7 protein-coding genes are annotated in these 12,682 nt (G+C 38.9%); 4 read left to right on the top strand and 3 right to left on the bottom strand.

Annotation, left to right across the window (positions count from 1 at the left end):
* The first annotated feature begins 3 nt into the window (after nucleotides 1–3).
* Entirely contained in the window at nucleotides 4–1,584 is a 1,581-nt protein-coding gene (locus ACOQOE_RS11570; RefSeq protein ID WP_067868439.1) for a GMC family oxidoreductase, read from the top strand.
* An 855-nt stretch (nucleotides 1,585–2,439) separates the two neighbouring features.
* Here the strand turns inward: ACOQOE_RS11570 and ACOQOE_RS11565 are convergent.
* Together ACOQOE_RS11565 and ACOQOE_RS11560 are read right to left on the bottom strand one after the other, a co-directional pair.
* Nucleotides 2,440–3,645, bottom strand: a complete 1,206-nt coding sequence (locus ACOQOE_RS11565) for a porin (RefSeq protein ID WP_420554069.1) — start codon at nucleotides 3,643–3,645, stop codon at nucleotides 2,440–2,442.
* Between the two features lie 2,364 nt (nucleotides 3,646–6,009).
* Nucleotides 6,010–6,960, bottom strand: coding sequence for a hypothetical protein (locus ACOQOE_RS11560; RefSeq protein WP_420554068.1), 951 nt, complete (start codon nucleotides 6,958–6,960; stop codon nucleotides 6,010–6,012).
* A 762-nt stretch (nucleotides 6,961–7,722) separates the two neighbouring features.
* Here ACOQOE_RS11560 and aldA point away from each other — a divergent pair.
* The 3 genes from aldA (at nucleotide 7,723) to ACOQOE_RS11545 (ending at nucleotide 10,527) form a co-directional block, all read left to right on the top strand.
* Nucleotides 7,723–9,162 carry an aldehyde dehydrogenase gene (aldA, locus tag ACOQOE_RS11555; protein WP_067868445.1) on the top strand — a complete coding sequence of 480 codons (1,440 nt, stop codon included), beginning with the start codon at nucleotides 7,723–7,725 and terminating at the stop codon, nucleotides 9,160–9,162.
* A gap of 60 nt (nucleotides 9,163–9,222) precedes the next feature.
* Entirely contained in the window at nucleotides 9,223–9,663 is a 441-nt protein-coding gene (locus tag ACOQOE_RS11550; protein WP_420554067.1) for a hypothetical protein, read from the top strand.
* A 339-nt stretch (nucleotides 9,664–10,002) separates the two neighbouring features.
* Nucleotides 10,003–10,527: a DUF1097 domain-containing protein gene (locus tag ACOQOE_RS11545; protein WP_067868451.1), complete on the top strand. Its 525-nt coding sequence runs from the start codon at nucleotides 10,003–10,005 to the stop codon at nucleotides 10,525–10,527.
* A 289-nt stretch (nucleotides 10,528–10,816) separates the two neighbouring features.
* Here the strand turns inward: ACOQOE_RS11545 and ACOQOE_RS11540 are convergent, their stop codons facing one another.
* Nucleotides 10,817–12,298 (bottom strand): aldehyde dehydrogenase family protein, encoded by a 1,482-nt coding sequence (locus tag ACOQOE_RS11540; protein ID WP_067868454.1) that lies wholly within the window; start codon nucleotides 12,296–12,298, stop codon nucleotides 10,817–10,819.
* Nucleotides 12,299–12,682 lie beyond the last annotated feature (384 nt).

Below are 12,682 nucleotides of genomic sequence, written 5' to 3'. Positions count from 1 at the left end.
AGTATGTCTGCAAAATTTGATTTAAATGATGATAGCTTGGTAGTAATCATAGGTTCTGGTGCTGGTGGCGGCACATTAGCGAATGAGCTTGCGCAGAAAGGTATTCGTTCTGTTGTTCTTGAAGCAGGTAAACGCTTTAAAATGGATGATATAGAAAACGATGAATGGAAGATGTTTGGAAAAATCTCGTGGCTGGATAAACGCTATGTGGTTGGACCTGCACGAATTGCTGAAGATTTTCCAAACTTACCTGCTTGGATAGTAAAAGGGGTAGGTGGTGCTACTATGCATTGGGCCGGTGTAGCGATGCGTTTTCAGGAACATGAGTTCAAAATGAAAACGACCAACGGTACGGTGCCAGGAGCCAATGTTTTAGATTGGCCTATATCGCTTAAAGAAATGGAACCATATTACGTCAAGGCAGAGAAAAAAATGGGCGTCTGTGGTACCGAAGCTACAGGCATGCCTTATCACGGTAAAAGTAGTCATTACAAAGTGGTTGCTGAAGGGGCTAAACGTATTGGAGCTCGTTGTGAACAGGCTAAGTTAGCGATCAATACGGAAGTGCGTGATGGTCGTCCACCTTGTCAGGTTAATGGTTTCTGTATGCAAGGCTGTCGTATTGGTGCGAAATGGTCAACCATGTATACAGAGATTCCAAAAGCGGAAGCGACCGGTAATGTTGAAGTCCGCCCTCAATCTATGGTGCTTCGTATTGAGCATGACAAAACAGGTAAAGTCACTGGTGTTCTATATGCTGATAAAGATGGAAATCAGCAGCTGCAAAAAGCTCGAATTGTTGCGGTAGCGGGTAACTCAATTGAATCGCCACGTATGCTTCTTAACTCTGAATCCTCTATGTTCCCTGATGGTTTAGCTAACTCCTCTGGTCAAGTGGGTCAAAATTATATGACCCATACAACTGGTGGTGTTTATGCAGAATTTGAAAAGCCCGTACATATGTATAAAAGTACCGTTGTGCCGGGTATTGTGCATGAATGGAAGGATAATGATCCAACACGTGGGCACCTTGCAGGCTATGAATTAGAAATCCTTCATTTAGGTTTACCTTTCATGTCAGCGTTCCTTAATCCTGGTAAAGGTGGCTGGGGACGAGAATTAGCGGATTCACTTGCTAATTATGGCAACATGGCAGGTTTTTGGATCTGTGGTGAGGATATGGCGGTTGAATCAAACAATATAACGTTGCATGCAACTGAAAAAGATCAGTACGGTTTACCTGTACCCGTTGTTTATAAAACAGACCATATTAATGATACGCGTATGCGTAACCATGCATACGATCGATCAAAAGAGTTGTTCGATGCGGTTGGGGCACTGAAAGTGAATAACTTACCTCCGTACCCTGCGAGCCATAATATGGGTACAAACCGTATGAGTGAGCATGCACGTGATGGTGTAGTTAACCGTTGGGGGCAAGCCCATGATATTAAAAACCTGTTTGTATCAGATGGTAGTCAGTTTACCTCGAGTGGCACTGAAAACCCGACGTTGACCATTGTCGCGTTGGCAATAAGACAGGCTGACTACATTGCTGATCAGATGAAGCGTAAAGAGATCTAAGTTTTTTGACATTCCTATAGACCCTATAGACCCTTTAGCACGCCTTATGGCGTGCTTTTTTATGTTTGTGCTTTCCTTATTGTATCTATTCTTTGATCTTTCGATAATGTTTATAAGACTAGGCGTCCATACAAATAATTCTTGACGTTTACTCTGTTTTACACAGACGTAGTATCTACGCCTCACTCACTTTCTTGTATCTCGTCATTCTCTTTGAAAAGTTAATTTGCCTAGAGAATATTTGGCGTTGGATATGAGGGGAGCTAGGGCATTAATAAGGAGTATGGAAGGTGTTAAAAAAAACCGGCGACGTTTAGGCACCGGTTTTTAGTGAGCCATATTTAACAAAGGCTAGCTTCATAGCTTGGGGGCGACGAAGTTAGTCAAGCTAGACTCTTACGTTTAGGATGTTTGAAGAGCCGCGACGTTTAAACGCTTACCTTCAAATTCAAGGTTTACACTAAACAAACGCTAATGCTTGGGGAACAAAGTGATTGTTTTAGCTACTTGAGTATCCTGACGTATTGCGGGAACGGTGACGTTTAAACACCGATATCCCTAATAGAGTTTTAGTGATTGGTTACCGCTTGGGGGCGAAAAAACCAGATCAATAAAACCCTATTTCTAGCAGTAAACATCAGAGACGTTTAAACACTGATGTTTAACTGAGCCTCTGTACCTTACGATAAGTTCATGCTGTGAAGGTTATGAACATAGCGTATCTACTACATAGGCTTCTAGAACTGGAAAAACTAGCGGAGCTGATCTCGCTAGTTTTTGGTCGGGGTTATGGCTAAGCAGATGGCTCAGAAGGGGGTGAGAAATCTGCTCAGCGATATTTAGCCCCTGTTTCTCTTAGAAAGCGAAGTTAACACCAATGTTGAGCAGTGTTGTTTTTTCGCCCACGGGCGCTGGAGTCGCTACAATAGAGGTTGCATATTGTGAAATAGTACTCATGCCTGCATCGGAATCGACATAAGCCATTTGAGCGTAAAGAATAGTAGATTCGCCCATCGTGTATTCGTTACTCAGTACTAGTGATTTAGTTTCTGCACTAGTAACCGGAGCATTATCTTCATTGATATAGTAAGCAACGGTGGCTGTATGTTTAGCCGCCCATTTCCAATCGACACCCATGCCTAGGGCATCAAGGTCGAGGATCTCGTTACCATTTTGATCATTATTTTCAGTGTTCATGTAGTTAATCTTAAAAGTAAGATCACCCAAGTTGTAGGCCGCACCGGTTGCCCAGCTGGTTACTACATCTTCACCTGTTTGTTGGTCATGCATATTCTGGAATGAACCAGACAGTGAAAGTGGGCCAGTTGTGTAAGCCGCGCCGATCGCAATTACGTCACCATCTTTTTGTGAACCTTCTTGGCCACCAAAAGAGTACAGAACACCAAAATCTAAGCCATTTATGTTGTTACGGTATTGAACTGAATTATTAAAGAAAATACCAACATCATTGTTATCGTTACGGCCGCCATCGTTAGCATTATTTTGTGTAGAAAAGTATTGGCTATATGCCCAAGCATAAAGGTTTGAGAACTGCTCTTTAAAGATGCGTGGTTCCGTTGCAAGGTGGGCCAGTAGTGCTGGTCCATATTGGCGACCCGCGATGACGGTACCCCAATCGCCTGTCAAACCTAAGTTAGCTTGACGACGGAACAGAATATCTCCGCTACTATCTCCTGTTGCGAGGGGAGCATCACCTGTACCGTGAGTTCTACCAGTATCTAGATCGAAATGAGCTTCTAAATTGAAAAAAGCATTCATGTCATTGTCTAGTTCACGGTTACCTTTAAAGCCGAAAACTGTTTGGCGTAGACCACTAGTTGCTATATCAACTCGCTCACTTCCATTAGTGGATACATTATCTTGAGCAAGAACACCAATGTCTAAAATACCGTACATCGATAATTGGGTTTTATCTGTTTCACCGATAAGAATATCAGCAGATACAGTGCTTGCAGTGGTGGATAGAAGAATCGCTGCTGTCAGTGCCTTAATAGGGCTGACCATGCCAAGCTGAGCTTGGGATACCTTCTTAGCGTTCATATAATTACTCCCCAGTGGAATTTTATAATTAGATTTATCAACGGGATTTCACTCAGAGTTCTTTTTAATCGCTCCAATGTGAAATTGGCTTATCATCAATTCATAGGGGGAAAAGCATTTTATGTGCCAATAGATTTTTATTTTGAGTGCTTTTTTAGTAAAAGTTGTTATTTTTCAATTGTTTATGTTATTTTTTTGAGGGTGTTGAATTTTTTTGTTTTGATCATTATAAAATGATGGAGCGTAGTGTTTTTTTTGGGGAGAGGAGAGTTCTTTTGTTTTATTTATTAATATATATCAATGGGTTATATTATTTATCAAATAGCTACAGGCACTTAGTAAGAATGATTTCTTGATTATTTTTAAGAAAAATTTTGAGTGGAGTAAAAAAATAAGATTATTAGTTATTTTTTAAGATTATTGAAACAGTTTGTTTCAGAAATTGAATCACATTGTTTCGTTAGTCCGAAGCTTGATACAAAACTATTTTATTTGATTTTTTCTATATAGCTAGAAAATAACCATTTTAGGATAGGTCAATACAGATGCTTAGATTGGATTTTATTGTGTATCTATAGGCGTGAACCTGCTTTGCATTAATGGTCCCTGTGATTCTGGGTGGTATTCGCATGTTAGCTGTGACTTGTTTGGTCGATTTGTCGCATTAGATCGATACGGTATGTTGCATAAACAAAATTTTAAAAATAAATAGATTGATATTATTCCTATATATCAATTAGTTATGTTTTTGGTATCCATTTTGCTATTTACTCTTATGTTAGTAATGACGCTCTACTCTAGCTTAGTGAATGCTGTCGCTTAAGCTATTCGCTCGATATATCGCAAGTAGTGTCTCTTCTTACCCATCTCCCTTCAGGGTTTTTGCGATATATCGAGTATTTTTTTATGAGGCATAGTTTCAACTACTGATCATTTATCTCTCTTTTTAATACTTCCCAGTACTACTATAGCTGTGACAGTTTGAGGATGATTAACTAGTGCTGATGGTGGTCTTTGTTGTTCCCCTGTTACTGCTAGGACTAAAAGAAGGCTAAGCATTTTCCTAGCTAGCGGTTTAATCGGCGTTGGGTAAAGCTATTTTTGGTTTTTATTGAACCTTGTGTAATGTTATTGAGAATAGTAATGGCCATTTGATGATTCATTTTCCAAGTAAATATTTTTAAACAGATTCGGGCACTAACTCTAATATGAATGCGAATGAAGATATTGTCTAAGGGGCAATGTATAGCCGTTCGTGTCTTTTTTGTTGATTGGTACTCAAGCTGATGCCATTGACTTATTTGAACAGTTGAAAACTACCGCAATGTCATTAATGAAAATAGCGAATGAGTTACGATGGGTGAATTCGGGTTCATTGACGGGTCTTGGCGAAATTTTCATTGTTAGTTTCACAATTAGGCTCCTCAATTGTATTTAAGTGACGTTATTCTTTTACTTCTAACGATACGAATAAAACCGTGGTGGGGTAGTTTGATAATGTTGATTTGAATCTGATGTTGTCTGTCATTACCGATAATTTGTTAAGCAGTATTCGTCTTCTGAACAATAGGAGTCACTTATTAGTAGAAAAGTAATTCCTGAGTTTATCGTAAACAAGGAAAGTTTTAAAAAATAATTAGCGGCTCCCCTTATCTTGGTTACGGATTTTAAGTTGGCAGTTGACTATACCAAAAATTACTAAAGCAACTTATAAAAAAGGTAGTCCAGTGGTAGGGATGGCGACAGAGAAAAATAATATTCACCCATAAAGCGTTAGTGAGTTTGTTTGATCCGGTTGAATTGACGAAAGGGAAGAGTGGTAAGTATTGCCATAATAAGGAATACCTTATTGGAGCGAATTAAGGTGTAATTATCTTTATGCCTAGGTTACTAGCAAACGGAGTATTCAGCTCATGCATTTTTATATGGGTATCCCTTCCCGTTTAAACGCTGTATTTCGTTAGTAAGGTCAATATTAGTTACACATGGTTCTTTATTTAATTAAGCAGTTTCTTTGGGTACGCTTAATTGTTTTTCTACTTCACACTTTTTCTATATAAAAATAAAAGCTTTTAATAACTTTTATGTGAGGGTTCGCATTAATATTTTTAGCATAAACTTACTAATCTGAGTGAAAATGGTTGAGTTTCCATACGGGATATAAATGCTTGATATAATAAGTAAGAAGGCAATGCTGAAAACTATTATTTCATAATCATCACTGATGAATAATTTATGATCACTACTTTTACCCTTAATGTAGACAATATAGGGGTAAAAGTAATGATATAAAAATGTATCAGACAATTTTTTACTGCTATTTATCCACAATACTCAAGATCAAAAGCTGTTATTAATCGGGATTTACAGTTCACTTATTATAGCGTTCATTTTTTTGAGGTAAACGCTTTCCGGAATAACGCCTTGCTCGTAAAGTGATTTCACCTTTTTAAGTCGGGCTTCTACGGAGTTTGCATTAGGAGAAGGAGCTGTTGTTGCAACAGAGGCTTTTTGTGTTGCCTTTTCTAAGCGCTGTAGACGTTCTTCTATGGCCGATTCTTTCTCGTCCTGTTTGTTTTTCTGATTTTCGGATAGGTATTTATTTTGTATAACTTCTGTTGGATTCTGCGGCTGAAGGTAATCGTATTTATGATCTAAGTTTACACTTAACCAATCGTTACGGTTATTAACCCTGGTTGCTCCGGGGAAGGTTTTGAGCTTCCATGCGTGATCTGTTTCTTCTGTTATATCGCCTGTTGAAAGCTTAAAGTGAGATAGTTCAACATTTGAAGCAAAGCGGCTGTTACTAACGCCTTCTCCTGAGCGTATATATTTTTTGTGTAGGTCTACATGAATTTCACCAAAAAGCAGGTTCAGTGCATCACCTTGGACAAAGGCTGTTCCACTGATAGATAAACGCTTATCACCAAAATAGATGCTTCTTAAGTCCGAAATAGAGAATGTAATCGCTTCATTTTTGGAGGCTTTTTGTAATGCATCACTTATACCTTGGGCGAGAATATCAATCTCTTTATCTGTGAAAACACGTCTTTCCTTACTACTCGAGCTGGTGGATATAATAGAGGTCAAGCCTGTTTTTTGTTTTTCTTGAATTTCAAGATGGCTAAGAATTCTAGCGACCTTTTGGGAGTTTAATTGGTAGGGATGGGTTGCGTTTGCAGCAGTTGGTTGAGAGCTGATTCCTATATAGTCAGTACCATCTTTCCAAAGTATTTCTGTCGCAGCTTGGCTATTAGTGAAAGATAGTGAGAGAGCAGGTATCAACATAAGTTTAATTAAAGTGGCACGATTCACGGCATTATTCCTTATTATCTTTTTAGTTTTACCTCATAACGCAAAAGGTATGCCACAGCGATCAATGAATATGCAATATACGCTCTAAGGGTGGGACTGGTGAAATGCATTGGGGTCGCCCTATGCGAAAAAGTAAAGAGAGCAGATTTTTGAGTATATATAGGCAGTGGCGTGTTGTAGTAGCGCCACAGGTGTTATTTGTTTTGCTACACTTGTTGTATTCTTGTTTCGCTGCCTAGTTTGTATGTTTTTGTTGTCTAATTTTACTCTTTTTTGACTTCCTATTTTTTGTTAAGGCATTGTTTTTAAAGCTGTTTTTGTTTTTTTATTAGTCATTTTTATTGTTTTTAGTTGTCGTTTTTTCCTTTCAAGTTAGTCCATTAAACTTATAATTGCATCACGCTTTTTTTATATAATCATTGTAAATCAATAGGTTACATTTTTTCTGTGTTTGTTTGTCTCTTTGGCTCACCCTTTGCAGTTTTATGAGAGGTTGGTTATGAAGCGTAGGCTATTTTTAAATTTTATGCTTATGGATGTGTTACAGCAATTGGTGCTATGGAAGGGTTTTAGTAGTACTGAGATGGTTGTGAGCTTTTTAAAAGTGACCAAGTAATACGCATTTTTACGCTTTATAAAAAATAGAAAAACCGATGAGTGTTACTACTAAGTAATTAATTGTGGTAATTCCTAGAGTTGGGCGAGCAGTTTACTTTTTATGCTTTCCTTTCTTTCTCACAATAAAACAAAAGAGAATGTGTCATGTTAGAAGCCCCTGTTTATAAAAATTATGTTAATGGCGAATTTATGGCGGAGCCTACGTCAACTATTGATGTATTTAATCCTGCTAATGGCCAATTATTATCCCGTGTTCCTAGTGCTTCAGCTAATGAAGTTGACTTGGCTGTTGGCGCTGCAAAAGCAGCGCAGAAAGATTGGGCTGCAAAACCAGCAAATGAGCGTGCGGGCTATTTGCGAGTGATTGCAAACAAAATTCGTGAAAATGCAGACAGGTTGGCAAAAATCATCACAGAAGAGCAGGGTAAAGTGTTAAGCCTTGCTAGAGTTGAAGTGGATTTTACTGCCGACTATATGGACTATATGGCTGAGTGGGCTCGTCGTATTGAGGGTGAAGTCATTACAAGTGACCGTCCGGGTGAAAATATTTTCCTTTTTCATAAGCCTGTAGGTGTGGTTGCGGGTATTTTACCTTGGAACTTCCCATTTTTTCTTATTGCGAGAAAAATGGCGCCAGCTTTAGTTACGGGTAACACTATTGTTATAAAACCAAGTGAAGAAACACCTAATAACTGCTTTGAATTTGCTAAGTTGGTTGCAGAAACTGATTTGCCGAAGGGTGTATTTAACGTTGTATGTGGAACAGGTGCTGGTGTAGGTAGCGCTTTGACGACTCATACAAGTGTCGACCTTATTAGCTTTACCGGTAGTGTTGAGACGGGTTCTCGTATCATGGCTGCCGCAGCACCGAATATCACTAAGCTAAACCTTGAGCTTGGTGGTAAAGCGCCCGCAATTGTAATGCCAAGTGCCGATATTGACCTCGCTGTTACTGCAATCAAAAACTCCCGTGTGATTAACTCAGGCCAGGTTTGTAACTGTGCAGAGCGTGTTTATGTTCATGCATCAGTTGCGGATGAATTTATTAGTAAAATGACCGCTGCTATGGCTGAAACCACTTATGGGGATCCAATTGCGAACCCAGATGTTGATATGGGGCCTTTGGTTAACAAAATTGGTTTAGATAAAGTTGCCGCGATGGTTGAGACTGCTAAGCAGCAGGGGGCGACAGTAACTACAGGCGGATCTATTGCTGATCTAGGTGAAGGCTTCCATTATCAACCGACAGTTATTTCCGGTTGTACAAGCGATATGGAGATCATGAACAAAGAGATCTTTGGTGCAGTACTGCCTATCCAAATCGTTAATGATTTAGATGAAGCGATCGCTATTGCTAATGCGTCTGAATATGGCTTGACCTCTTCAATCTATACCCGTGATTTAAGCGAAACGATGAAAGCTATCAATGAGTTGGACTACGGTGAAACTTATGTAAATCGTGAAAACTTTGAAGCTATGCAAGGTTTTCATGCTGGGGTTCGTAAATCGGGTATCGGTGGAGCTGACGGTAAGCATGGTTTGTATGAATATACTCATACTCATGTTGCCTATATTCAGAGCTAATTAGCTATCAGACCTTTTTGGTAAAAGGGGAATTAATGGTTCCCCTTTTTAGGAGTATTTATGGGTAAATTAAAACGTAAATTATCATTATTAAATATTCCTGTTTATGACATAAAGGATGAAGGTGAAATATATAATGTTTTATTGTCGCACCTTGAATTAACTGGGGAGGTAGGTGATAAATTAAATTTATGCTTTGCTGAAAAAGGAACTTCTTCTTTTTCTTTTGATAGAAATTTAAGCTTTGTTGTTTTTAAAATGTTGCTGGCGGTTGAGGAGAGTTCGATTTTATTTGTTGATAAGAGAGTTAATGATAATATTAAGTCGATAGATATGCCTCATTATACTGTATTGATTATCCAAGAGCGGGATGTTGTTGATAATATCGAGTTGGCTTTGCATCGTATTGCTAGTGGTTCAGGATATAGTAATGAATATATTGAAATAATTTACCCTAACTCTATCTCTTCTAACTCAATCGTCCTTATTGTAAAAGATTAGTTTTTTATATCGCTGTTTTTTAAAAATTATTTATTCATAAACGTATCTTTTTTATCCCCCTAGTTTTTATCTTCTTTATAAGATTGACCTTTTAAGTGTCGCTTTCTGTATTTTTATTCATGATTTATGTTTAAGTTATGCGACAATTGACGCAGTTTGTTTTTTGTTTTTTTGTTGCTTTTAAATATACAGCCTCCATTTTATAAGGGGTTATGGCTTATTTTGTTTTTATGCGTAGTTGGCATTATAACTGCTTTGTTTATATTGATAATTAATAAATGGTTAGTTATATCATTTATTCAATGACATAAATTTAAGAAAAATAAGGAAAAGTCATTTATGAACCCTTTAACCGCTACTTCTTTAAGTATCGCTATATTCGGTGCGTTAGCTACTTGGATGGCACTTAGTCCTTTATCAGGTCTCGTTCTGATTTGGGCGATCTTCGTTGCGTGGGCAGCATTTGCTGCTTTAGGCGCGGATAACACTGCATTTAAAAATACTATTGTTTGCGGCGTCTTCGGCGTTGTTATTGGCTGGATAGGCGCTTTTATTCTATTAAAACTTCCACTGGGTGAAGTTTTAGGAGGTCCATTATGGGCGGCAATAGTCGTGGCAGTAACTGCCTTTACCGTAGTGTTCGCTTCTAACCTTTCAATTTTTGGAGCGGTGCCTGCATCGGTTCTTTCTTATGCTGCAACCTTTGCTTACCTGCTCCAGACTGAAGGGAAAATGTCTTTAGAGACATTAACATCAGCATCATTTGAAAACCCATTATTAATCATCTCTCTATCATTTATTTTGGGAGCTATTTTTGGAAAGCTTTCAACCTTAGCAGCAGGCGCAGTGTCAGCAGAAGCATAAGGTTTTTCACCCTGTTATACGAGTAGTACCCTTCGCTCTCGGTACCGCATCTTCTACGGTGGTACCAAATCCATCCGCTATTCACGGCGGCTTTAGCCCTAAGCCTTTGGTTTAGGGTTTTTTTTATATTTTATTGTCACTTATAAAAACGTTATGAAGTGCACTCTTTGCTGAAAATAATTAGTTATAAATCTTGATGTGAAAGGGGGATATGAGAGGGGCTAACTTAGAGATAAAAAAAACCGGGCATTTATATAAATACCCAGTTTTGTTTTAAGAGCAATAAGGGCTAGCCAAGAGGTCTAGCAATAGTTAGTTCACGTAAGTAATCATAGAATGTTTCTGGGGAGTTTACGCCACCACCAACACCACTCATATTGATCCCGCCGTAAGGTAAGCCGTATGCAAAAACGTTATGAGCATTAATCCAGCTATTCCCTGCAATCATCTGTTCTGCTACACGGTTGCAGCGTTCAATATCACGACTGAATACACTATTTGCTAATCCGTACTCTAAGCTATTAACTAGTTCTAGTGCTTCACCTTCAGTTTTGAATTTAACAAGAAAAGCGGCTGGGCCGAAGATCTCTTCTTTAAAGCAGATGTTGTTAGGTGAGCCTGTTAATAGATAAGGTGATACGTAATACCCCCCATCATGACCATTAACAGAAACCTTGCCGCCAGCTAAGACTTCAACGGCACCTTCAGTTAAGCCTTTATCTAAATACTCGAGAACTGTATTTTGTTGAGCTTGGCTCACGACAGGTCCCATCTCTGTTTTTGGATCTATACCAGGCCCAATAACGGTGCTTTTCAATTTAGTTGTTACTTTTTCAACAAATTGATCGTAGATGTTTTCGTGAATTAACCAACGCGTTGCGGTACAGCAAACTTGTCCAGTGTTTAGAGTGATCGCGCCTGCAAGTTGCTCCACAGCATTATCGATATCAGCATCATCAAAGACAACCGCAGCACCTTTACCGCCAAGCTCTAGTTTGCAAGGAATAGGGCGTTGACCACACATGGAAGCTATTTGTTTGCCTACACCGGAAGAGCCAGTAAACGAAATACGGCGTGTTTTAGGATGCTCAATAAGTGGTGTGCCTACAGCTCTACCTGCACCAACAACAACATTAATTACGCCAGCAGGAATGCCAACTTCTTCAGCTAACTTACATACATACAGAGTGGTTAGAGGTGTTAACTCGGCTGGTTTTATAACAACGGTATTACCCGCAGCTAACGCAGGTATAACGTTCCACATGAGAAGGTCAAAAGGGAAGTTCCAAGGAAATATAAAACCACAAACGCCATAAGGAGCGCGGTGGACGCGTGCGTCCATATCTTTTAAATCTAAAGTTTTGCCGTAATCAGCATTGACAGCAAGATCTGCATAGTAACGTACACATTCAATGCCGAAAGGAATATCGAAGCCATCAGCATTGACGAATGCTTTACCTACATCAAGCGCTTCTAATTGGGCGAGCGTCTCAGACTCGCTTTCAAGTTTGTCAGCAAGGCGGTTTAAATATTGAGCGCGTTCTGCAGGTGATAGTGCTGACCAGTTTTTAAATGCCTTATCTGCTGTTACTACGGCCAGGTTAACATCTTGTGCGTCACCAGAAGAGACCGTGGCAATTTTTGATCCAGATGATGGATCAATAACATCTGTAGTTTTTCCGCTTTCACTATTGATCCAAGTACCATTAATGAATTGTGGGATCGACTGACTTAAAAATTGTTTCGCTTGCGGGGTTAGGAAATCGTTCATAGACTACTCCATTAGCTGGTTATTAGTTTTATTGTGAATAAGATTAAATTAGCAGTATATGTGCCATGTTTAAGATGTTTTTTTGGAAAAAATAAATTTTAATTATCTGTTTTATAAGGACTTTTATGGGGTTCTAAATGTTTTGGTTTGCGGGTTTATTCCGTAGTGCTATTACTGTTTTAGTCACGCAACAAGTGATGCTTTTTTGTTTAAATTTCTGGGCCTAGGGGTAAAAAGGGCCTGCCTTAGAGTGCGAACTTAGGCAGGCCAAAGCCACTGCTGTCGTAACAGTAGATTGAAGAAAACGGAGGTATCGATTTTCTTCAAGGGTGAAAATCACAACGAAATAGGTGAGACTCACCGAGAGTAAATGATGACGTAATT

Source organism: Neptuniibacter marinus (assembly GCF_965223595.1).
Lineage (GTDB): Bacteria > Pseudomonadota > Gammaproteobacteria > Pseudomonadales > Balneatricaceae > Neptuniibacter > Neptuniibacter marinus.
This window is presented reverse-complemented; position numbering and strand designations above follow the sequence as displayed.

Bases quoted from the DNA above. Each gene is read 5' to 3' on its own strand.
- ACOQOE_RS11570 (WP_067868439.1), top strand. From the start codon at position 4: ATGTCTGCAAAATTTGATTTAAATGATGATAGCTTGGTAGTAATCATA.
- ACOQOE_RS11565 (WP_420554069.1), bottom strand. From the start codon at position 3,645: ATGAACGCTAAGAAGGTATCCCAAGCTCAGCTTGGCATGGTCAGCCCT.
- aldA (WP_067868445.1), top strand. From the start codon at position 7,723: ATGTTAGAAGCCCCTGTTTATAAAAATTATGTTAATGGCGAATTTATG.
- ACOQOE_RS11550 (WP_420554067.1), top strand. From the start codon at position 9,223: ATGGGTAAATTAAAACGTAAATTATCATTATTAAATATTCCTGTTTAT.
- ACOQOE_RS11545 (WP_067868451.1), top strand. From the start codon at position 10,003: ATGAACCCTTTAACCGCTACTTCTTTAAGTATCGCTATATTCGGTGCG.
- ACOQOE_RS11540 (WP_067868454.1), bottom strand. From the start codon at position 12,298: ATGAACGATTTCCTAACCCCGCAAGCGAAACAATTTTTAAGTCAGTCG.